The sequence below is a fragment of the Kitasatospora sp. GAS1066B genome (assembly GCF_041262605.1).
Taxonomy (GTDB): Bacteria; Actinomycetota; Actinomycetes; order Streptomycetales; family Streptomycetaceae; genus Kitasatospora.
The window spans coordinates 1-20,388 of sequence record NZ_JBGCCO010000019.1; the positions used below are offsets into that span (position 1 = coordinate 1).

The following is a 20,388-nucleotide window of genomic DNA, read 5'->3' on the forward strand; positions in this document are numbered from 1 at the left end:
GCCGCCGCCCCCCCGCCCCCCCCCGCCCCCCCCCCCCCGGGGGGGGGGGGGGGCCCCCCCCCCCCCGGCGGGTGGCTCGGTGCCATCCGCCGCTTCGTCGTTGCCGCCCCGGCGCACCGTGCCGGGAGGTCAGTTGAGCTTCCACTGGCCGGTCTGGTCCGCGAAGCCGCTGTCCAGGGTGAACTGGGCCTTGACGATCTTGGCGTCGGTGGGGACCTCGAAGGTGATGTAGCCGAGCGCGGTGTCGCCGGGGGCGATGTTCAGCGGGACGGGGAAGCTCTGGCCCGCGCCGGTGTCGGCGATCACCGAGTTGTAGGACTGGCCCTTGTCGTCCACCACGGTCGTGCCGTTCTCGGGGGAGTCGCTGTAGGCGGTGCTGCCGCTGTCCTTGATCTGGAACTGCACGGCGATCCAGCGCTTGCCGTCGGCGGGCTTGCTGATGCCGTCGGTGCTCTGCACGTTGTCGACCACCTTGACCACGCTCACGTCGTCCGAGGCGCCCTTGTCCATGCCCTTGAGCGCGATGGCGTCGCCGACCTTGGCGACCGTGGGGGTCTTGCCGGCCGCGGCGCTCGGGGCGCCCGGGGTGCCCACGCCGGTCGCGGCGGTCGCGGCCGTGGACCGCACGGGCTTGGTGGAGACCGAGGTGGTGGCGGTCGGCCCGCAGGCGGTGGTGGCGAGGGCGAGCAGGGCGCCGCCGGCGAGCAGCGCGGTGGTGGTGGAGCGGCGGCGGGCGGTGGCGGAGGTGCGCATGGCGGATTCCCTTGCTTCGACTGGGTCTTGGGCGTGCTGGGTCTTGCTGGTTCTGGGTCTTGCTGTTCGCCCCGTTCGGCGATGGCTCCATCAGACCAGACTGCTGTGAACATCGTCAACAGGGAAATACAGAACTGATCTGTTCACGCGTGAACAGGGATCCCTGTCCCGTCTGGCTATGCTGAGTGGTCACAGCCGCCGTCCATGGAGGAGCCGCCCGATGCCGCCGACCCCCGAGGTGACCGCCGTCGAGATCGCCCGGCTGGCCGGGGTCGGGCGAGCGGCGGTGAGCAACTGGCGCAAGCGGCACGCCGACTTCCCGCAGCCCGTCGGTGGCAGCGAGAGCAGCCCCACCTTCGCGCTCCCCCAGATCGAGGAGTGGCTGCGCCGCCAGGGCAAGATCGCCGAGCTGCCGCTACTGGAGCGCTGCCGCCGGCAGTTGGACGCACTGCGCGACCCGGCCGGCCACCCGAACGCCCCGCTGCTGCCGGCCGGTGCCTTCCTGCTGCTGCTGCACCGGGCCCCCGAGACGTGGGTGGAGCTGGCCGCTGAATCCGACACCCGGCTGGCCCTCGCGCTGCCCCGGGCGGTGGCGCGACTGCTCGCCGAGACGCTCGACCCGGCGGCGGGCGCGCTGGCGGACCTGCCCACGCTCTACGGCAGCACGCAGCTCGAACTCTGCCGCCTGCTCGCCCGGCTGGCCGCCGAGCAGACGCCCGCCGCCGTGTTCGAGGCGCTGCTGGCCGGCGCCCGGCAGCCGGGTCAGCTGCCGCCCGAGGCGGCCGCCCTGCTGCTCGCGCTGGCGGGCGAGGCGGCCAGTGTCCTCGACCCCTGCTGCGGGCTCGGCTCGCTGTTGCTGGCCGCGCCCGCCGGCGCCGTCCGGCACGGCCAGGACCGCGACCCGGTGGCCGCCGGCATCGCCCTGCTCCGGCTGGCCCTGGCCGCGCCCGCCGCCGCGCCAGGACCGCTGCCGCTGCGGCTGCGCGCCGGTGACGCGCTACGGGCCGACGCCTGGCCCGAACTGCTCGCCGACGCCGTGCTCTGCCGCCCGCCCTACAACGAACGGGACTGGGGCTACGAGGAGTTGCGCTACGACCCGCGCTGGCTCTTCGACCAGGTGCCGCCCCGGGGCGAGTCCGAACTCGCCTGGCTGCTGCACTGCCTGGCGCACACCCGCCCCGGCGGCCTGACCGCCCTGCTGCTGCCGCCCACCGTCGCCTCCCGCCGTTCCGGGCGCCGGCTGCGCGCGGAACTCCTGCGCACCGGCGCGCTGCGCGCGGTCGTCGCGTTGCCGGCCGGCGCCGCGCCACCCTACGGAGTGCCGCTGCAGCTCTGGCTGCTGCGCCGCCCCGACCCCCAGGAGACCGCGCCCGCCCGCCGGTTGCTGCTGCTGGACGCCACCGCCACGCAGCCCGGGCAGTTCGACTGGCCGACCCTGCACCGCACCGTGCTGGAAGGATGGCAGGCCTTCGACGGCGGTGCCACCGTGGCGGATCGCCCAGGCGTCTACCGGGTGCTGGACTCGATCGAACTGCTCGACGACGACACCGATCTGGCCCCCGCCCGCCACCTGCCGCCGCCGGCCGCGGCAGGCGGCACCGACGCGCTCACCGGGCTGCGCGGCCGGCTCGGCGAACTCCTGTCCTCGCTGGCCGAGTTGGACCAGGCACTGCCCGCCGTCTCGGCGGCCGGCGAGCGTCCCGGCACACCGCTGACCACGATCGGCGAACTCGCCCGCGGCGGCGCCCTGGAGGTCCTCTCCTCCGGCACCGGACCGGCCACCCGGCCCCTCGCCGAGGACCCGTCGGCCACCCCCGTGCTGACCGACCAGGACCTGGCGACCGGACGCGGCCCGAGCGCCGCGCTGGCCGACGCCACCGCGCTGTTCGCCCGCCCCGGCGACGTCCTGGTCCCGGCCCTCGGCAGTGGCGCCGCGCTGGTCGTGCACCCCGGCGACCCGGCCGACGGCGCCGCCCTCGGCGCCCGCCTGCACCTGCTGCGCCCCGACCCGGCCCTGCTCGACCCCGAGTTCCTGGCCGGCCGCCTGCGCTCCACCGCCGCCGCCCGCTCCGCCAGCACCCACGCCTCCACCACCTCCCGCCTCGACGTCCGGCGGGTCCAGGTGCCCAGGCTCCCGCTCGAAGCCCAGCGCGCGCTGGGCGAGGCCTTCGGGCGGACCGCCGCCTTCGCGGCCGGCCTGCGCCAGGCCGAGGAGCTGGGGCGGCAGTTGGCCCAGGGCCTGACGGACGGCCTGGCGGACGGCGGGCTGAAGGTGGGCTGACCGGCGGGGTCGGGCTACTTGTCCTGCTGCAGCACCGAGAGGACGTTACCCGCCGGGTCGGTGAACCACGCGATGTGCGGGCCGCCGCCCCGGAAGATCCCCTTCTCGTCCGCCGCCAGCCCGGGATACCGCTCGAACCGCACGCCGCGCCCGGCCAACTCGTCGACGGCCTGCTCGACGTCCGCCACCGGGAAGTTGAGGACGGTGAACGACGCCGGGGTGTGGTCGTCCTTCGGGTAGACGAGCACCTCGCCGCCGCCGGACAGGTGCAGCCGCAGCAGCCGGTACTGCCGCTCCATGGTCAGGTCGGAGACCCGCAGTCCCAGGATCTCGCCGTAGAAGTGCTTGGCCTTGTCGAGGTCGTTCACGGAGAAGCTGCTGAAGGCCTTGCTGGTGTCGAACACGGCTGGTTCCTTGTCCTCGGTCGCCCGCCGGGACGGCGCGCGTCGCTGAGTCCGATGATCCGGAGGCGGCCGCCGTCCGACCCGCCAACACGCCGAGCGGCTCGGGAGGTGGGCCGGTGCTGGTCACGGAGCGGTCGCGGTTCCCGGTATGCCCGGCGGCGCGTGGGGCGTGGGCGGTACCGTTGGCGATGATCATCGAGGGCACTCATCGCGCGGGGACGGAGACGCATGGCTGGCCAGTTTCCCGGGCAGTTCGGGCCGGTGGTGCCGACAGCGGCGAAGGGGCCGTTCGGGGTGGGCGCGAAGGTCCTTCTCTGTCTGGTGGCGGTGCTGACGGCGGGGCTGCTCGGGTTCGTGCCCGCGGTGGCACTGGCGGCGCGGCGCAAGCGGCGGGTGGATGTGGTGGGAGCCGTGGTGTTCACGGCGCTGTCGCTGCTGATGCTGGTGTGCGCGGTGATCGGGGGAGCGGACAAGCACGCGGCGGTGGTCAACGGGCTCGGTGAGGGCACCATGGCACTGCTGGTCTTCGCGGCGCCGACGCACTTCCTGCTGATGGACCGTCAGGTCCGAGTGCCGGTGGCGCCGCCCGTCGCCTGGCCGCCCGCGCCCCAGCCCCCGGTGTACCAGCCGCCGAGCGCCCAGGCCCCCGCCCCCGTTGACGAGTTGCGGCAACTCGGCGAACTGCTGCGCCGGCAGGCCGAGGACGGCGGGCGGTGAGTGCGCACAGCAGTCGGGTGATCGGCGGCCGCTACCGGTTGGCGGAGAAGATCGGGCACGGTGGCATGGGCCAGGTCTGGGCCGGCTACGACGAGCGGCTGGACCGCCGGGTGGCGGTGAAGCTGCTGCGCACCGAGGCGCTGCTCGCCGGGGACGGTCCCGAGGAGGTCGAGGAACGGCGGGCCGAACTGCGACGGCGGTTCCTGCGGGAGTGCCGGATCACCGCCGGTCTCGACCACCCCGGACTGGTCACCGTCTTCGACGCGGGCGAGGACGCGGGCGAGCTCTACCTGGTGATGCAGCGGCTGCCCGGGGCCGGGCTGGGCGATCTGATCGCCGAGGAGGGCCGGTTCCCGATCGCCTGGGCGGTGGCGGTGGCCGCCCAGATCTGCGCGGCGCTCTCGGTGGTGCACGCCGTTCCGGTGGTGCACCGGGACCTGAAGCCGAGCAATGTGATGGTCCGTCCGGACGGCCGGGTGGTGGTCCTGGACCTGGGCATCGCCACCGCGCTGGACGGCGAACACACCCGGCTCACCCTGACCGGCGTGCCGATCGGCAGCCCCTCCTACATGGCGCCCGAGCAGGCGCTCTCCGGGGCGGTGGACGCGCGCAGCGACCTGTACGCGCTCGGCTGCCTGCTGCACGAGATGCTCGCCGGCGAGGAGCCGTTCCGGGCGCCGACCGCGCTCGGGGTGCTGCGCCGCCAGGTGGACGACGCGCCGGTGCCACTGCGGCGGCTGCGGCCCGAAGTGCCTGCCGAGTTGGAGGCGCTGGTGCTGGAGCTGCTGGCCAAGCCGCCCGCCGCGCGGCCCGCCGACGCGCAGACGGTGTACCGGCGGCTGCGTCCACTGCTGCCGGCGCCGGAGGCGGGCGCCCACCCCGGGTACGGTCCGGCGCCCGACCCGACCGGGCCGTTCCGCTACCCGCAGCAGCCGCTGCCCGGGGCCGCCACCACACTGCCCGCGCCGCCGCTGGTGTCCTCGTCGTCCCCGTCTCCCCCGGCCACGCAGCCGGCGCCCACCGACCTGGTCGCCGCCTGCGGCCAGGTCTCCGACCTGCTGGCCGCGCAGCGGTACGCCGAGGTGATCGACCTCGCCGCCCGGCTGCTCCCGCTGGCCCGGGCCGCGCACGGCGACGGGGCGCCGCTGGTCCGCACGTTGCGCACGATCTACGCCCGGACGCTGCTCCAGGAGGGGCAGTACCGCGCGGCGCTGCCCGAGTACCAGTTGCTGGCCGCCGCCGCGACGGCGCAGGACGGGCCGCAGGCGGAGCAGGCGCTGGAGCACCGCCGGAAGGCGGCTGCCTGCCTGGAGCAACTGGGCCGGGCGCCGGAGGCGTTGGCGGAGTACCGCGCGCTGCTGGCGGACCACACGGCCAGGCTGACCTCGGGTCAGGACGCCGACCCGGCCCGCTGCTTCGACCTGCGTGAGCGGATCGGCCTGCTGCTCGCGGGGTCGGGGGACGCCGAGGGCGCCTGGGAGTGGCTGCTTGCGCTGCTCTTCGACCGCGAGCCGCGGCTCGGGCCGCACCACCCGGACGTCCAGCGGCTGCGCCAGCACCTGGACCAGCTGCAGCACCATCGCCGCACCGGCCCCCAGCCGGCGCTGCCCGCGGCTGCGGCGTCCCCGTCGTCGCTCCCGTCGCTCCCGCCGCTGGACCCGCGGACCGGTAGCTGGCCGACCCATCCGCCGGCGCCGCAGGCGTCGGCCTGGAACCCGTACCGCGCCTAAGAACTGATGATCCATCAGCTCGACCTGCCGACGCTCACTCATTCGGTGCAACATGTCCGCGCTGGCCGCCCCGGCTCTCTATTGTCGTGTCCCGTCAGGAGTCAGTCGCCACCGCAGCCCCGCCCGGGAGGCCCCGCGTGATCCGCAGCCACTGCCTTCGCCGTACCCCCGCCGCCCCCGCCCGCCCCGGGCCGCGCCGGGTGCTGCCCGCGGTCGGTGTGCTGCTCGCGGCCGCCCTGCTGACCGCCTGTGGGGGGCGGCCGCTGCAGGCCGGGGCGGCGGCGGTGGTCGGCCCCGACCGGATCACCGAGGCGGCGGTGCAGGCCCGGGTGGCCGAGTTCCGGGCGCAGGCGGCCCGGCTGCCGAGCGGGCAGTACCAGGAGCAGGCGGGGCTGGTGGGGGCGACCGTCTCCGGGATGATCTTCAGTGAGGTGGTCGCGCAGGCGCTGGCCGAGCACCGGCTGACCGTCAGCGACACCGAGGTCGCCCAGGCGCGGTCCGACCAGGCGCAGGCCTGGGGCGGCGAGGCGGGGCTGGAGCAGATGCTGCTGCTCAAGCACGCGGTGCCGGCCCGGGAGATCGACAACTTCCACCGCGAGCAGATCGGCCTGCAGAAGCTGGCCGCGCTGGGCGGGCGGCAGATCGGCACCACGGACGGCAACAAGACGGTGCACCAACTGCTGGCCGAGGCCGCCGCCCAGCTGAAGGTGACGGTCAACCCGCGTTACGGCAGCTGGGACGCGCAGCAGGCGGTGCTGGACAGCCCGAGCGAGGACTGGCTGCCGCAGTCGGGCGCCGCCGCCTGAGCGGTAGGTTCGAGGGGTGGAGACCAACACGGACACCCCGAACAGCGCCGACACCCCCAAGCTGACCCTGCTCACCACCACCCACCGGGTCGCCCCCGGCCTGCTCAGCTGGCCCGCCTGGGAGGCGCTGCGGGCAGCGCCCCTGGTGCTGGCCGCCGACCCGGCGCACCCCCAGCTGCCCGCGCTCGCCCAGGCGCGGGTGGCGGTCGAGCTGGTGGCCCGCGACAGTGCCCCGGCGCTGGCCCGCACCCTGGTCGAGCGCGCCCCGGTGCTCTTCCTGGGCAGCCCGGACGGCGACCCCGGGCTGACCGACGCGCTGGCCCGGATCGCGGTCGAGGCGGCGGGTCGGGCGCCGGAGATCGAGCTGCTGCCCGGCTCCTACGACCTGCCCGGCGCCCGGCTGCTCGACCTGGTCGCGGTGATGGACCGGCTGCGCTCGCCCGGCGGCTGCCCGTGGGACGCCGAGCAGACCCACGCCAGCCTGGTGAAGTACCTGGTCGAGGAGGCCTACGAGCTGGTCGAGGCGATCGAGGAGGGCGACCGCGAGACGCTGCGCGAGGAGCTGGGCGACGTGCTGCTCCAGGTCTTCTTCCACTCCCGGATCGCCGAGGAGGACCCCGAGGACCCGTTCTCCATCGACGAGGTGGCCGGGGCGATCGTCGAGAAGCTGATGTACCGCCACCCGCACGTCTTCGGGGACTCCGACGCCGCCACCACCGACCAGGTGGAGGCCAACTGGGAGGAGCTGAAGGCCGCCGAGAAGCAGCACCGGGAGTCGGTGCTGGACGGCGTGCCGGCGGGGCTGCCGGCTCTGGCGTTGGCGGCGAAGCTGGTCTCCCGGGTCCGCCGGGCGGGCTTCACCGGCGTTCCCGACGCGCCGTACGCGCTGCCGGCCGAGCTGACCGAGGAGACGGCCGGCGCGCTGCTGCTCGCGGTGGTGCAGCGCGCGCACGACGCGAAGGTGGACCCGGACGCGGCGCTGCGGGCGGCCGCGCGCGGCTATCGGGCGGCGGTGCGGGCAGCCGAGGGGCTGGCCGCCGACTAGGAGCCGGGCCAGGGCGGGCCGTCAGGCGGGCTGCTGGTGGGCGTGCACCTGGCGCTGCGGCGGGACGACCGCGCCGATCGCCTCGCCCAGCGGGTCCAGCAGCTCGGCGAGGCGGTGCAGCTGGCCGGGCAGCTCGGCCATCGCGACGATCCGCTCGCCGTCGGGGCCGCTCACGCAGAACAGGTCGATCGGGCCCAGGTGCTTCTCGGTGGTGTCGACCAGGGCGGCGATGTCGCTGGGCTGGTGGATGTCGGAGCTGACCCCGATCACCGGGCAGCCGATCCGGTCCATGGCGGCGGCCAGGTCCTCGGCCACCCCGGTCCGCGGGTCGGCGATCAGCAGGCCGGCGGCGCCCGCCGCGGCGAAGCGGCGGGCCGGCCCGTCGCCGTCGCCGCCGCTGAGTACCGCGATGACCACCACTGCCCCGGCTACTCGCATGGCCTGCTCCTCCCTGGGGGCGCCGCCGCACTGCAACGCCCGCCAACCACGTATCGGAGGATCGTAGGCTTCTCCTGACCCTCCGCAACAGGGATTACCCGTCAGGTGACCAGGCTCACTCCTCCTGGGGACGGGATACCGTCAAGACATGCCGGACCAGCCCGATGCCATCCCGTTGCCGCCCGCACCACCCCTGTTCACCTGGGAGTTCGCCGCCGACCCGTACCCGGCGTACGCCTGGTTGCGGGAGCACGCCCCGGTGCATCGGACTACCCTGCCGAGCGGGGTTGACGCCTGGTTGGTGACCCGGTACGCGGACGCCCGGCAGGCACTGGCCGACGCCCGGCTCTCCAAGAACCCGGCCCACCACAGTGAGCAGGCACATCGCACCGGACGGGTCGGCATCCCGGGGGAGCGGCAGGCCGACCTGATGACCCACTTGCTGAACATCGACCCGCCCGACCACACCCGGCTGCGCCGCCTGGTCTCCAAGGCCTTCACCCCGCGCACTGTGGCCGAGTTCGAACCCCGGGTGCAGCAGCTGACGGACCGGTTGATCTCCGGCTTCGCGGCGCGCGGCTCGGCCGACCTGATCCACGAGTTCGCCTTCCCGCTGCCGATCTACGCGATCTGCGACCTGCTCGGGGTGCCGGCCGAGGACCAGGACGACTTCCGCGACTGGGCCGGCATGATGATCCGACACGGCGGCGGCCCGCGCGGCGGGGTGGCCCGCGCGGTCAAGCGGATGCGGTCCTACCTGGCGGAGTTGATCCACCGCAAGCGGGCCGAGCCGGGTGAGGACCTGATCTCGGGGCTGATCAGGGCCAGCGACCACGGTGAGCACCTGAGCGAGAACGAGGCCGCCGCGATGGCCTTCATCCTGCTCTTCGCCGGTTTCGAGACCACCGTCAACCTCATCGGCAACGGCATGTACACGTTGATGAACCATCCCGAGCAGCGCGCCCGCCTGCAGGAGTCGGTGCGGCGCGGCGAGCGCGAGCTGCTGACCACCGCCGTCGAGGAACTGCTCCGCTACGACGGTCCGGTGGAGCTGGCGACCTGGCGGTTCGCCACCGCGCCGCTGAGCATCGGCGGGGTGGACATCCCGGTCGGCGATCCGGTGCTGGTGGTGCTGGCCGCGGCCGATCGCGACCCGGCCAGGTTCGGTCGACCCGACACCCTGGACCTGGCCCGCAAGGACAACCCGCACCTCGGCTTCGGGCACGGCATCCACTACTGCATCGGCGCTCCGCTGGCCCGGCTGGAGGGGCAGGCGGCGCTGGCCACCCTGCTGACCCGGCTGCCCGACATCGAGTTCGCCGGCGAGCCGGCGGAACTGCGCTGGCGGGGCGGTCTGATCATGCGTGGGCTGCGCGAACTGCCGGTTTCTTTCACACCGGAATCCTCGACCGGCAGCTCCTGACGGCGTGTCGGATGTCTGACGGCGTGTCGGAAGTGTTCCGGCAGGCACGATCTGAATACGCATCAATGCGGACAAACCTGATCGGTTAGTGGACGATCTGACGGCGTCGTAATTCTCGTGTGATGTATGCGATATGAGCTTGTGATTGGTCCGTCAATCTGCCTACCCTCCCAGGAGTTCGCAGCTGCGAACCCCGCGTGCGGTACGCCGAGTCCTGCCCACCGCGCCGTCGGGACGCCGACCTACCTCGGGGCAGGGGCGGGGGACCCAGGATTTTCTGCCGTCTCCCACGGCTAGGGGTGAAGCCGCGTCAGCGGCCGGGCCGACCTCACGGGCCCGAACCCGACAGCTCACCTCGCAGGCGTGCGGAGAGGGACAGTTCATGCTGCTCAAGGGCAATGGCCGTCATCGTCGTCGTACCCAGACCGAGCGGGCGATCGCCGTGGCCGGCGTGGCCGGTGCGGGTCTGGCGGTGCCGCTGCTCACCGCGACCGCCGCGCATGCCGCCCCGGTCACGGTCTGGGACAAGGTCGCCAACTGCGAGAGCACCAACAACTGGAGCATCAACACGGGCAACGGCTTCTACGGCGGTCTGCAGTTCACCTCCTCCACCTGGGCCGCGTACGGCGGCACCCAGTACGCGTCGCAGGCCAACCAGGCCACCAGGGCGCAGCAGATCTCGGTCGCCGAGAAGGTGCTGGCCGACCAGGGTCCCGGCGCCTGGCCGGTCTGTTCGGTCAAGGCGGGCCTGGCCCAGGGCGGCGCCGCAGCCGCGCTGGACGCCAGTGCGCCGGTCGCCCCGAGCCGGCAGCAGACGCGGCCTCAGACGCCGGCTCCGCAGGCCCAGCGGGCGCAGCCCCAGCAGGTGCCGCAGTCCACCGCCCCGGCCTTCCCCGGCAAGGCCGGCTGGGACGCGAAGGGTCAGGTCTACTGGTACCAGAGCGACGGCGGGTGGTACTGGACCAGCCACCAGAGCGTGTACGACCGGAACATGCCCGCCCCGGTGCCCGCTCAGGCCCCGGCCCAGGCACCGATCCAGGCCCCGATCCAGGTCCCGGCCCAGGCACCGGCCGCCGCGCCGAGCGGCTCCGGTCACGACTACACGGTGCGGGCCGGCGACACCCTCTCGATGATCGCCCAGGCCCAGCACCAGACCGGCGGCTGGCAGCAGCTCTACCAGGCCAACCAGCAGACGGTGGGCGGGAATCCGGACCTGATCATGCCCGGCCAGCTGCTGCACCTCGGCTGACCGGCCGACAGCCCGCGCGGGGCCGCGCCGATGCGGCCCCGCGCGAGCGGCTCGCGAAACGACCACCGACACGCATTCAGGTGAACTACCGGCAGGTAGCCGAGCCACACCGTGAGACGGGAGGCAGGTCCGGGTCGTCGCGGTGGCCGGTGCGGTTAGGCTCTGGTCGTAACGACTCCCTACCCACGTCCGCAGGACCGCTTCCGTCTAGGAGATGCCTCGTGCCGTCCATTGATGTCGTCGTAGCCCGTGAGATTCTCGACTCGCGCGGCAACCCCACGGTCGAGGTCGAGGTCGGCCTCGACGACGGCAGCACCGGTCGTGCCGCTGTCCCGTCCGGCGCCTCGACGGGTGCCTTCGAGGCGCTGGAGCTGCGTGACGGTGACAAGAACCGCTACTTCGGCAAGGGCGTCGAGAAGGCCGTCCTCGCCGTGATCGAGCAGATCGGCCCGGAGCTGGTCGGCTACGACGCCACCGAGCAGCGGCTGATCGACCAGGCGATGCTCGACCTGGACGCCACCCCGGACAAGTCCTCGCTCGGCGCCAACGCGATCCTCGGCGTCTCGCTGGCCGTCGCGCACGCCGCCTCCGAGGCCAGCGACCTGCCGCTGTTCCGCTACCTCGGCGGTCCGAACGCGCACGTGCTGCCGGTCCCGATGATGAACATCCTCAACGGTGGCTCGCACGCCGACTCCAACGTCGACATCCAGGAGTTCATGATCGCGCCGATCGGCGCGGAGTCCTTCTCCGAGGCCGTGCGCTGGGGCGTCGAGGTCTACCACACGCTCAAGGGCGTGCTGAAGGAGCGCGGCCTGTCCACCGGCCTGGGCGACGAGGGCGGCTTCGCGCCGAACCTGGACAGCAACCGCGAGGCGCTGGACCTGATCACCGAGGCGATCAAGAAGGCCGGCTACGTGCCCGGCAAGGACGTCGCGCTGGCCCTGGACGTGGCCGCCTCCGAGTTCTACAAGGACGGCGCCTACCAGTTCGAGGGCAAGGCGCTGACCGCCGCCGAGCTGATCGAGTACTACGCCGACCTGGTCGAGAACTACCCGCTGGTCTCCATCGAGGACCCGCTGGACGAGTCGGACTGGGACGGCTGGAAGGCCATGACGGACAAGCTGGGCGCCAAGGTCCAGCTGGTCGGTGACGACCTGTTCGTCACCAACCCGGAGCGCCTGGCCCGTGGCATCGAGACCGGCACCGCCAACGCGCTGCTGGTGAAGGTGAACCAGATCGGCTCGCTGACCGAGACCCTGGACGCCGTCGAGCTGGCCCAGCGCAACGGCTACCGCTGCATGATGTCGCACCGCTCCGGTGAGACCGAGGACGTCACCATCGCCGACCTGGCCGTCGCCACCAACTGCGGCCAGATCAAGACCGGTGCCCCGGCCCGCTCCGAGCGCGTCGCCAAGTACAACCAGCTGCTGCGCATCGAGGAGATCCTCGACGACGCCGCCGAGTACGCGGGCCGCGCCGCCTTCCCCCGGTTCCGCGTCGCGGACTGACCCCCGCGAGGGCCGACAGCCAGCCTGACCGATGCCCCGGTGTGCACCCCGTAGGGTGGATGCCGGGGTATCGGCGCGACTGGGAGGGGTCAGGAGATGGCAGGCTGGAAGATCCCGGGTCTGGGCGGCCGGCCGCGGTTCACCAGCCGGGCCACCGTGCTGGTCCTGGTGCTCTGCTCGCTGGTGGCGATCCTCGCCTATCCGACCCGGCAGTTCATCAACCAGCGCGACCAGATCAGCGCCCAGCGGGTCAAGGCCGAGCAGGCCCGCCGGCAGGTCGAGCAGTTGACCACCGAGCTGGCCCGCTGGCAGGACCCGGAGTTCGTGAAGGCCCAGGCCCGCGAGCGGTTGCACTACGCGATGCCCGGTGAGACCCCCTTCGTCTCGGTCGACCCCACCCCCTCGGCCGCCTCCTCCCAAGCCTCGGGCCGTGGCTCCGCGCAGGCCGCCGCGCAGGCGGCCAAGCCCTGGTACGCCACCGTCTGGGACTCGGTGGACGCGGCCGCCGCCACCCCCGCTCCCGCCCCCGCTCCGTGAGAAGCCCGCCCCGTGAAGAAGACCCGACATGACACTTGAGAACCAGCCGGTCGCCGACCGCGACCTGGCCGCCGTCGCGGCCCAGCTCGGCCGCGTCCCGCGCGGCACCCGGGCGGTGGCGCACCGCTGCCCGTGCGGCAACCCGGATGTGGTGGAGACCGCCCCGCGGTTGCCCGACGGCACCCCGTTCCCCACCCTGTACTACCTGACCTGCCCCAAGGCCGCCTCGCTGATCGGCACGCTGGAGGCGGACGGGGTGATGAAGGAGCAGACCGCCCGGCTCGCCGAGGACCCGGAGCTGGCCGCCGCGTACCAGAAGGCGCACGAGGACTACATCGCCCGCCGCGACGCCATCGAGGTGCTGGAAGGTTTCCCCTCGGCCGGCGGGATGCCGGACCGGGTGAAGTGCCTGCACGTGCTGGTCGGCCACTCGCTGGCGGCCGGGCCCGGCGTCAACCCGCTGGGTGACGAGGCGCTGGCGATGCTGCCCGAGTGGTGGCGCAAGGGCGCCTGCGTGAGCGAGCAGCAGGTCGCGGACGGGATCGAGGCGCTGGTCGCCCAGCGCGCCGAGGCCGAGGACCACGCGGCGGTGATCGCCGCCAAGGAGCGCAAGACCGCCGAGCGGGCGGCCAAGCGCCAGGCCGACCAGCAGGACGACCAGCACGAAGCGCAGCCGGACGAGCAGCGGGAAGAGGGCGCCAAGTGACCGCCACCCGGGTCGCCGCCGTCGACTGCGGCACCAACTCGATCCGCCTGCTGATCGCCGACCTCGACCCGACGACCGGCGAGATCAGCGACCTGGACCGCCGGATGCTGATCGTCCGGCTCGGCCAGGACGTGGACCGCACCGGGCGGCTGGCCCCCGAGGCGCTGGAGCGCACCTTCGCCGCCTGCCGCGAGTACGCCGCGGTGATCGCCTCGTACGGGGTGGGCCCCGAGCGGACCCGCTTCGTGGCCACCAGCGCCTCCCGGGATGCCGAGAACAGCGCGGAGTTCACCAAGGGCGTGCGGGAGATCCTGGGCGTCGAGCCCGAGGTGGTCAGCGGCGACGAGGAGGCCCAGCTCTCCTTCACCGGCGCCACCAAGGAGCTGACCGGCACCGCTGTGCCCGCCCCCTACCTGGTCTTCGACCTGGGCGGCGGCTCGACCGAGTTCGTGCTGGGCGGCGAGCGGGTGCAGGCGGCCCGCTCGGTGGACATCGGCTGCGTGCGGCTGACCGAGCGGCACTTCGCCGGCTCCGAGGTGCCGACGGCCGCGCAGATCGCGGCGGCCAGGGTGGACGTCGAGGCGGCGCTGGACCAGGCCGCCGAGGTGGTCCCGTTGTCCGAGGCGGCCTCGCTGGTCGGCCTGGCCGGCACGGTCACCACGGTGGCCGCCATCGCGCTCGGCCTGCCGGCGTACGACTCCACCGCCGTGCACCACTCCCGGCTCTCGCTGGCGCAGGTCCGCGAGGTGACCGAGCGGCTGCTCGCGGCCACCCACGCCGAACGGGCCGCGATCCCGGTGATGCACCCGGGCCGGGTCGACGTGATCGGGGCCGGCGCGCTGGTGCTGCTCGCGATCATGGAGCGGACCGGAGCCGGCGAGCTGGTGGTCAGCGAGCACGACATCCTGGACGGGATCGCCTGGAGCGTGGCGGTCTGAGGGTCCGTCGGCCGGCTCGCGGACGCCTCGCGTCCACCTGTCGGACCCCCTTGCGGACACCCGGCGGGCCGCCCGGAGCGGTGGCCGCGCCGGGTCCCGCGAGAAAGTTCGTGAATTTCTTCACATGGAGAATAGGACTTTCGGCTCGGTCCGCGGGGCACTTCGTCCGGATTGCGAGAGTGAAGGTCGCCGGTGGCGCCGGCCCGATGGATCCCAGGTGGAGCTCCGGGTCCGCCGGTGCAATCGAAACAGTGCTCGGGAACCTGGTGGGCAGCCGGATCGTTGCTGCTCAACCGGGCTTCCGGAGCCCAAACCTCCGCACGAGCCCGCCGGGCACCGCTTGACCGATCCTCAAGCCCCCAACTGTGGCCGGGCAGTGTAGCAGAGGCTGTCCAGACCCTTGTGACGGGCCTCACGCAGGGTGCTCCAAGGGGTGCTGGATACTTTCCGATATGAGCACCACGGAGCGTCCTCGCATCCTCATTGTCGGCGGTGGTTACGTCGGCCTGTATGCCGCGATGCGCATCCTCAAGAAGATGCGTTACGGGGAGGCGACCGTCACGGTCGTCGACCCGCGGTCGTACATGACGTACCTGCCCTTCCTTCCCGAGGCGGCCGGCGGCAACGTCGCGCCTCGCAACCTCGTCGCCCCGCTGCGCAGCGCCCTGAAGAAGGCTGAGGTGCTCACCGGTCACGTGACCGCTGTGGACCACGCCCGCAAGGTCGCCACCATCGCGCCGCTGGCCGGCGACAGCTACGAGCTGACCTTCGACTACCTGGTCGTGGCCACCGGCTCGGTCTCCCGCACCTTCCCGATCCCCGGCCTGGCCGAGCACGGCATCGGCATGAAGACGGTCGAGGAGGCGATCAGCCTCCGCAACCACGTCATGGCGCAGCTGGACAAGGCCGAGTCCACCACGGACCCGGAGATCCGCCGCAAGGCCCTCACCTTCGTGGTCATCGGCGGCGGCTTCGCCGGCGTCGAGACCATCGCCGAGGTCGAGGACATGGCCCGCGACGCGGCGAAGCTCTACAAGACCGTCAGCCGCGACGACATGCGCTTCATCCTGGTCGAGGCGGCCAACCGGATCCTCCCGGAGATGGGCCCGGACCTCGGTCTGTGGACCAAGGAGAAGCTCGAAGAGCGCGCCATCGAGATCTACATCGAGACCTCGATGGACTCCTGCGTCGACCAGCACGTGGTGCTGAAGAACGGCGTCGAGGCCGACGCCTCCACCATCGTGTGGACCGCGGGCGTCAAGCCCAACCCGGTGGTGGCCAACTTCGGCCTGCCGCTGGGCCCGCGCGGCCACGTCGACACCGCTCCCACGCTGCAGGTCCAGGGCTTCGACAACGTCTGGTCGGCCGGCGACAACTCGCAGGTGCCGGACCTGGCCGCCGGCGAGGGTGCCTGGTGCCCGCCGAACGCCCAGCACGCGGTGCGCCAGGCCGTGGCGCTCGGCGACAACGTGATCTCCGGCATGCGGGGCTTCCCGCAGAAGGAGTACAAGCACAAGAACCTCGGTGCGGTCGCCGGTCTGGGCCTGCACAAGGGTGTGGCGATCCTCTTCGGCAAGTACAAGCTGAAGGGCCGTCCGGCCTGGTGGTTCCACCGCCTGTACCACGGCAGCCGGGTGCCGACCATGAACCGCAAGGTCCGGGTCTTCACCGACTGGACCCTCGCGATGTTCCTCAAGCGCGAGACGGTCGGCCTCTCGGAGATGGAGAAGCCGTTCGGTGCCTTCCAGGAGGTCACCGTCGCCGTCCCCGCGCCGGCCGTGCCCGCCGAGGCCGAGAAGGCCGACAAGGCGCTCGCCAGCAAGTAGGCACAGCACGTAGGCGCGGTACGCAAGCGCAGCAGTAAGCGACTGACCCCGGCGGCAGGGAGCCGGGGTGTGAGTCGGAGGCCCTCCGCCCGGCAGTGTCGCCGGACCACGACCTCCGTGGTGCTCAGCCGGCCGTGCGACCGGGCGGGGTACGAAACGCAAGACGAGCAGGACAAGCAGGACCGCGAGAAGGCCCCGGCCGGTGGCGAGGACCACCGGCCGGGGCCTTCTTGCTGCCCGCCGCACTGACGGGCCGTCAGGCGGTCCCGCCGCCAAGCGGTCCTGCCTCCAGCCCCGGTCGTTCACGGCCGGGTCGGGATCACTTGGTGCGGCCCTTGGCGTCGAAACGACGCATCCGGTCCAGGACGGCGTCGGCGGTGGGGTCGGCCAGCTCGTCGACGATCCGGCCGTCGGCGAGGAAGACGACCCGCTCCGCGTAGGAGGCGGCCACCGGGTCGTGGGTCACCATCACCACGGTCTGGCCCAGTTCGCGCACCGAGTTGCGCAGGAAGGAGAGGATCTCCGCGCCGGAGCGGGAGTCGAGGTTGCCGGTGGGCTCGTCGGCGAAGACGATCTCCGGGCGGCTGGCCAGCGCGCGGGCGCAGGCCACCCGCTGCTGCTGGCCGCCGGAGAGCTGGGAGGGGCGGTGCGTCAGCCGGCCCGACAGGCCCACGGTCTCCACCACCGCGTCCAGCCAGGCCTCGTCGACCTTGCGGCCGGCGATGTCCATCGGCAGCGTGATGTTCTCCAGCGCGTTGAGCGTGGGGAGCAGGTTGAAGGCCTGGAAGATGAAGCCGATCTTGTCCCGGCGCAGCTGGGTCAACTGCTTGTCCCGCAGGCCGACCAGCTCGGTCTCGCCGATCGTGGCCGAGCCGGAGCTGACCGAGTCGAGCCCGGCCATGCAGTGCATCAGGGTGGACTTGCCGGAGCCCGAGGGGCCCATGATCGCGGTGAACTCGCCCTGCCGGAACTCGACATCGACCTCGTCCAGTGCCACCACGCGGGTTTCACCGGAGCCGTACACCTTGCTCAGTCGGACGGCTCGGGCGGCGGCCCGGCCGGTTCGCACGGCGGTCGTCGTGGTCACGGGTGCTCCTGGGGGTCGGCCGTCGGCCGGCTGGGGCACGGCGGTTCGGTGCGATATGTCCCTTCATGCTCGCCGGTGCCGGCGCCGGTTTCGTCGCCCCGGCGGACGGTTGACCGGGGGGCCCGCAGGCTTAGCCGGGGCGCTCCGCCTCCTCCTGCGGGATGACACGACCCCCGCTGGCCGGATCCTGTGGTTGCGCTGGCCGAATTGCGGACAGTTCGTCAGATGGCAAGGAAACATGACAACTTCCCCGCCAAGGAACATGCGCGAGGGGGATCGGGACGACTAGGCTCAGGGGTGGCTCGCACACGGGCTCAGCGGTCCCCCGCCCGGATGGTGGAACGCAGACACGGGCAGCTTAAAACTGCTTGGCCGCGAGGCCGTGCCGGTTCGAGTCCGGCTCCGGGCACCAGCATCAGCGCACGTCACAGCGCCCCACCTCTTCGGGAGGCGGGGCGCTGTCCGTTGTACGGGCCTCCCGCGTTTCCTTTACCAACGCATTACCATGGCCCCTGCGGGCGGCGCCGCGCCGCCCTGGGAGGAAGATCATGAGGAGCAGCAACCCGGTCTTCTCGCGGGAGGGGTCGTTCGGCCGCGACACCGGATACGCGGGGTTCGGCGGGCAGCAACAGCCCAGCACCGTCGAGGAACTGGAGCAGCTGTACCGGGCGCCGGCCGCCGGCCCGCGCAGCACCGGCCGGATGACCATGGACGACGTGGTCGCCCGCACCGCGCTGACCCTGCTCACGGTGGTGGCCGCCGGGGCGGTGGCCTGGTTCGCGCTGGGGACCGCGAGCTTCGCGATCGCCGGCCTGGCCGCGCTGGCGGCCTTCGTGGTGGGTCTGGTGGTCAGCTTCCGGCGGAGCGTCAATCCGGCGCTGGTGCTGCTCTACGCGGGCCTGGAGGGCTTCTTCCTGGGGGCGCTCACCAAGGCCTTCAACGCCATCTGGCCGGGCATCGCGATCCAGGCGGTGCTGGGCACGGCCGCCGTCTTCGCGGGCATGCTGATCGCCTACCGGAGCGGCTGGATCAAGGTCACCGCCCGGTACACCCGGGTCGGGCTGGCCATCGCGCTGGGCTTCGTGCTGCTGCTGGCGGTGAACCTGGTGGCCTCGCTCCTCGGCGCCTCGCTGGGGCTGGACTCCGGGCCGTTGGGCATCGTGGTCGGGCTGGTCGGGGTGGGCGTCGGTGCCTTCTTCCTGTCGCTGGACTTCGCGGCGGTGGAGCGGGCGATCGGCGCCGGTGCACCGCGCCGCGAGTCGTGGCGGGCGGCCTTCGGGCTGACCCTCTCGCTGGTCTGGATCTACCTGGAGCTGCTGCGGCTGATCGCGATCCTGCGGGGCGACGACTGACGACTGGCGGCAGGGGCCGGAGCGGGGCCGGGGGCCGGCGCCGGAGCGGCCGTCGGCGGGGCACTAGGCTCGCGGCATGGGTGAAGACGGGCTGCACGGGCCGGACGGCCTGGACGAGTTGGTCACGGTGCTGGACCAGCTGGCGGACCGTTTCCGCGCGATGCCGCAGAGCTACCTGCTCGGCAAGGTCGCGGGCCACCCCTCGCGGGCGACGGCGGGGCTGGCGCTGGCCCGGCAACTCGCGCACTGGGCGCAGCTGGTCGAGGAGGGCGAGGGCGCGGGCGCGCGGCCGCGCGAGATCCCGGACGCCGGGGTCTTCGCGGTCGGCGATCAGCTCTCGGTGGCCGGCCACGACCTGGTCACCGCGCTGGCACAGACGCCGACCGCCGCGCCCGGACTCCTGGCGGAGGCGGTCGCGGCGGTGCGGACGACGATGAAGGCGACGCTCTGACGGATGGTCAGCAGGCGGTCCATCCGGAGCCGGGCTGTCAGATGCTGGCCACCACGCGGTCGGCCAGGACGTAGACCGTCTCCTCGTCGGTCGAGAAGGTCAGCGAGTACGAGCCGGAGAAGCGCGAGCCGCCGAGCAGCCGGACGTCCTCGCCGGCCCGGACCGCGTCGATCAGGCGGTAGGCGGCCTCGCGGTCGCCGGGGGCCACGCAGAGCGTGGTGCCGTCGGCGAAGGCGTACACGTCCAGGGTGCCCAGCGGGCCCGGGCGCACGTCGGTGAGCCCGATCCGCTCCTCGGCGAGCGTGGTCAGCCGGGTGTCGGTCCACTCGCGGGACGGGGCCTGGCTGGGCACGAAGTCCGGGTGCGAGGGGTGCCGGCGCGGGTCGGGCGCGGGCGCCGGGGTGGCAGCGGCGGTCGGATCGGGGTCGAGCAGTCCGGCGTCGAGTCCGGTGGCCAGCAGGTCCGCCTCGCGGGCCGCCCGGGCCTCGTGGGCCTCGCCGCCCGGCGCACCACCGCCCACCGGGCCCGGCAGCGGGCCGCTGTCGCCGATCATGTCCTCCAGCGCCGAGCGCAGGGCCTCGCCGAACGAGGGGTCCATGGTGCCGGCGTTGTCCACGGCCTCCTCCGGGCCGGTCGGGCGGGGGAAGAAGACCGGCCAGCTCTCCACCGGGCCCAGACCGCCCAGCCCGGCCAGCGGCTCCCCGGCGGCGTCCCCGAACGGGGCGTCCAGCAGCGGGTCGTCCTCGGCCGCCCGGGCCTCCTGCTCGGCCCAGAATGCCCGGGCCTCGCTGATCTCCCGCTCGCGGTCGGCCGCCAGCGCCTCGGTGACGGCACGGCGTATCGCGTCCTCGTCCACCGCGCCCGACCCGGCGGGTCGGTCGGCGGCCAGCTTGCGCAGGGCGCGCACCTGGAGCAGCACGGCAGTGCAGACGGAGATCAGGACCAGCAGCAGGGCGACGTACACAGCGCTCACGGAACGTACTCCTCGCGCGGAGTGGAACAGGGGAACGGTTCCACACTGCCGTATGGGTGGGTGGTGCTGCAGTGGAAGATGTCCGAAATGTCAGTGACGTTCGTCATTGTCCAAAAATCTCTGGGGTGCCCTGGTGTACGCTGCGCGGTTGGGCGACTTCGCTG

Annotated in this window: 19 protein-coding genes, 1 tRNA gene and 1 riboswitch; of the genes, 15 read left to right on the forward strand and 5 right to left on the reverse strand. The window is 73.1% G+C overall.

Features of this window, described 5'->3' with window-relative positions; genetic code table 11:
- Positions 1 to 129: 129 nt before the first annotated feature.
- Positions 130 to 753 (reverse strand): DUF4352 domain-containing protein, encoded by a 624-nt coding sequence (locus ABH937_RS21510; RefSeq protein WP_370219132.1) that lies wholly within the window; start codon positions 751 to 753, stop codon positions 130 to 132.
- A 220-nt stretch (positions 754 to 973) separates the two neighbouring features.
- Here ABH937_RS21510 and ABH937_RS21515 point away from each other — a divergent pair, with 220 nt between their 5' ends.
- Positions 974 to 3,034 (forward strand): N-6 DNA methylase, encoded by a 2,061-nt coding sequence (locus ABH937_RS21515; protein WP_370219133.1) that lies wholly within the window; start codon positions 974 to 976, stop codon positions 3,032 to 3,034.
- A gap of 14 nt (positions 3,035 to 3,048) precedes the next feature.
- Here ABH937_RS21515 and ABH937_RS21520 read toward each other — a convergent pair whose 3' ends face one another.
- A complete protein-coding gene (locus ABH937_RS21520) occupies positions 3,049 to 3,438 on the reverse strand; it encodes a VOC family protein (RefSeq protein ID WP_280687928.1) in 390 nt (129 codons plus the stop codon).
- 228 nt (positions 3,439 to 3,666) lie between these two features.
- Here ABH937_RS21520 and ABH937_RS21525 point away from each other — a divergent pair, with 228 nt between their 5' ends.
- The 4 genes from ABH937_RS21525 (at position 3,667) to ABH937_RS21540 (ending at position 7,736) form a co-directional block, all read left to right on the forward strand.
- Positions 3,667 to 4,155 (forward strand): hypothetical protein, encoded by a 489-nt coding sequence (locus tag ABH937_RS21525; RefSeq protein WP_370219134.1) that lies wholly within the window; start codon positions 3,667 to 3,669, stop codon positions 4,153 to 4,155.
- A complete protein-coding gene (locus ABH937_RS21530; protein WP_370219135.1) occupies positions 4,152 to 5,885 on the forward strand; it encodes a protein kinase in 1,734 nt (577 codons plus the stop codon). Before ABH937_RS21525 ends, ABH937_RS21530 begins: the two co-directional genes overlap by 4 nt.
- Positions 5,886 to 6,022: 137 nt before the next feature.
- Complete coding sequence (locus tag ABH937_RS21535) at positions 6,023 to 6,691, forward strand: SurA N-terminal domain-containing protein (RefSeq protein WP_370219137.1); 669 nt, start codon at positions 6,023 to 6,025, stop codon at positions 6,689 to 6,691.
- Positions 6,692 to 6,707: 16 nt separating this feature from the next.
- The gene (locus ABH937_RS21540; protein ID WP_280687920.1) at positions 6,708 to 7,736 is read left to right on the forward strand and encodes a MazG family protein; all 1,029 of its coding nucleotides are present in this window, start codon (positions 6,708 to 6,710) and stop codon (positions 7,734 to 7,736) included.
- A gap of 21 nt (positions 7,737 to 7,757) precedes the next feature.
- Here the strand turns inward: ABH937_RS21540 and ABH937_RS21545 are convergent, their stop codons facing one another.
- Positions 7,758 to 8,174, reverse strand: coding sequence for a hypothetical protein (locus ABH937_RS21545; RefSeq protein WP_280687918.1), 417 nt, complete (start codon positions 8,172 to 8,174; stop codon positions 7,758 to 7,760).
- A 148-nt stretch (positions 8,175 to 8,322) separates the two neighbouring features.
- Here ABH937_RS21545 and ABH937_RS21550 point away from each other — a divergent pair, with 148 nt between their 5' ends.
- The 7 genes from ABH937_RS21550 (at position 8,323) to ABH937_RS21580 (ending at position 16,361) form a co-directional block, all read left to right on the forward strand.
- Positions 8,323 to 9,597 (forward strand): cytochrome P450, encoded by a 1,275-nt coding sequence (locus tag ABH937_RS21550; protein WP_370219138.1) that lies wholly within the window; start codon positions 8,323 to 8,325, stop codon positions 9,595 to 9,597.
- A gap of 229 nt (positions 9,598 to 9,826) precedes the next feature.
- A riboswitch (cyclic di-AMP (ydaO/yuaA leader) is annotated at positions 9,827 to 9,975 on the forward strand.
- A gap of 4 nt (positions 9,976 to 9,979) precedes the next feature.
- Positions 9,980 to 10,846 (forward strand): transglycosylase family protein, encoded by an 867-nt coding sequence (locus tag ABH937_RS21555; RefSeq protein ID WP_370219139.1) that lies wholly within the window; start codon positions 9,980 to 9,982, stop codon positions 10,844 to 10,846.
- Positions 10,847 to 11,067: 221 nt separating this feature from the next.
- Positions 11,068 to 12,354 (forward strand): phosphopyruvate hydratase, encoded by a 1,287-nt coding sequence (eno, locus tag ABH937_RS21560; protein ID WP_280687914.1) that lies wholly within the window; start codon positions 11,068 to 11,070, stop codon positions 12,352 to 12,354.
- 96 nt (positions 12,355 to 12,450) lie between these two features.
- Positions 12,451 to 12,891 (forward strand): septum formation initiator family protein, encoded by a 441-nt coding sequence (locus tag ABH937_RS21565; RefSeq protein ID WP_280687912.1) that lies wholly within the window; start codon positions 12,451 to 12,453, stop codon positions 12,889 to 12,891.
- A gap of 28 nt (positions 12,892 to 12,919) precedes the next feature.
- Positions 12,920 to 13,597: a DUF501 domain-containing protein gene (locus tag ABH937_RS21570; RefSeq protein WP_280687910.1), complete on the forward strand. Its 678-nt coding sequence runs from the start codon at positions 12,920 to 12,922 to the stop codon at positions 13,595 to 13,597.
- On the forward strand, positions 13,594 to 14,535 hold the full coding sequence (locus ABH937_RS21575) for a Ppx/GppA phosphatase family protein (RefSeq protein WP_280687909.1): 942 nt from the start codon (positions 13,594 to 13,596) through the stop codon (positions 14,533 to 14,535). The genes ABH937_RS21570 and ABH937_RS21575 overlap by 4 nt, the downstream gene beginning before the upstream one ends.
- 452 nt (positions 14,536 to 14,987) lie before the next feature.
- On the forward strand, positions 14,988 to 16,361 hold the full coding sequence (locus ABH937_RS21580) for an NAD(P)/FAD-dependent oxidoreductase (RefSeq protein ID WP_280687907.1): 1,374 nt from the start codon (positions 14,988 to 14,990) through the stop codon (positions 16,359 to 16,361).
- A 319-nt stretch (positions 16,362 to 16,680) separates the two neighbouring features.
- Here ABH937_RS21580 and ABH937_RS21585 read toward each other — a convergent pair whose 3' ends face one another.
- Positions 16,681 to 17,448: an ABC transporter ATP-binding protein gene (locus tag ABH937_RS21585; protein ID WP_280687905.1), complete on the reverse strand. Its 768-nt coding sequence runs from the start codon at positions 17,446 to 17,448 to the stop codon at positions 16,681 to 16,683.
- Positions 17,449 to 17,775: 327 nt separating this feature from the next.
- Between ABH937_RS21585 and ABH937_RS21590 the strand changes: the two genes are divergently transcribed.
- From ABH937_RS21590 to ABH937_RS21600, 3 genes are all read left to right on the forward strand, one after another.
- Positions 17,776 to 17,860, forward strand: a tRNA-Leu gene (locus ABH937_RS21590).
- A 136-nt stretch (positions 17,861 to 17,996) separates the two neighbouring features.
- Complete coding sequence (locus tag ABH937_RS21595; RefSeq protein ID WP_280687903.1) at positions 17,997 to 18,800, forward strand: Bax inhibitor-1/YccA family protein; 804 nt, start codon at positions 17,997 to 17,999, stop codon at positions 18,798 to 18,800.
- A 76-nt stretch (positions 18,801 to 18,876) separates the two neighbouring features.
- On the forward strand, positions 18,877 to 19,251 hold the full coding sequence (locus ABH937_RS21600; RefSeq protein ID WP_280687901.1) for a hypothetical protein: 375 nt from the start codon (positions 18,877 to 18,879) through the stop codon (positions 19,249 to 19,251).
- A 37-nt stretch (positions 19,252 to 19,288) separates the two neighbouring features.
- Here the strand turns inward: ABH937_RS21600 and ABH937_RS21605 are convergent, their stop codons facing one another.
- Positions 19,289 to 20,224 (reverse strand): hypothetical protein, encoded by a 936-nt coding sequence (locus tag ABH937_RS21605; RefSeq protein ID WP_280687899.1) that lies wholly within the window; start codon positions 20,222 to 20,224, stop codon positions 19,289 to 19,291.
- Between the last annotated feature and the right edge of the window lie 164 nt (positions 20,225 to 20,388).

What these genes read in the sequence shown, in the direction of transcription:
- ABH937_RS21550 (WP_370219138.1), top strand. Translation starts at nt 8,323, where the DNA reads ATGCCGGACCAGCCCGATGCCATCCCGTTGCCGCCCGCACCACCCCTG.
- ABH937_RS21515 (WP_370219133.1), top strand. Translation starts at nt 974, where the DNA reads ATGCCGCCGACCCCCGAGGTGACCGCCGTCGAGATCGCCCGGCTGGCC.
- ABH937_RS21595 (WP_280687903.1), top strand. Translation starts at nt 17,997, where the DNA reads ATGAGGAGCAGCAACCCGGTCTTCTCGCGGGAGGGGTCGTTCGGCCGC.
- ABH937_RS21555 (WP_370219139.1), top strand. Translation starts at nt 9,980, where the DNA reads ATGCTGCTCAAGGGCAATGGCCGTCATCGTCGTCGTACCCAGACCGAG.
- ABH937_RS21510 (WP_370219132.1), bottom strand. Translation starts at nt 753, where the DNA reads ATGCGCACCTCCGCCACCGCCCGCCGCCGCTCCACCACCACCGCGCTG.
- ABH937_RS21565 (WP_280687912.1), top strand. Translation starts at nt 12,451, where the DNA reads ATGGCAGGCTGGAAGATCCCGGGTCTGGGCGGCCGGCCGCGGTTCACC.
- ABH937_RS21525 (WP_370219134.1), top strand. Translation starts at nt 3,667, where the DNA reads ATGGCTGGCCAGTTTCCCGGGCAGTTCGGGCCGGTGGTGCCGACAGCG.
- ABH937_RS21545 (WP_280687918.1), bottom strand. Translation starts at nt 8,174, where the DNA reads ATGCGAGTAGCCGGGGCAGTGGTGGTCATCGCGGTACTCAGCGGCGGC.
- ABH937_RS21580 (WP_280687907.1), top strand. Translation starts at nt 14,988, where the DNA reads ATGAGCACCACGGAGCGTCCTCGCATCCTCATTGTCGGCGGTGGTTAC.
- ABH937_RS21600 (WP_280687901.1), top strand. Translation starts at nt 18,877, where the DNA reads ATGGGTGAAGACGGGCTGCACGGGCCGGACGGCCTGGACGAGTTGGTC.
- ABH937_RS21570 (WP_280687910.1), top strand. Translation starts at nt 12,920, where the DNA reads ATGACACTTGAGAACCAGCCGGTCGCCGACCGCGACCTGGCCGCCGTC.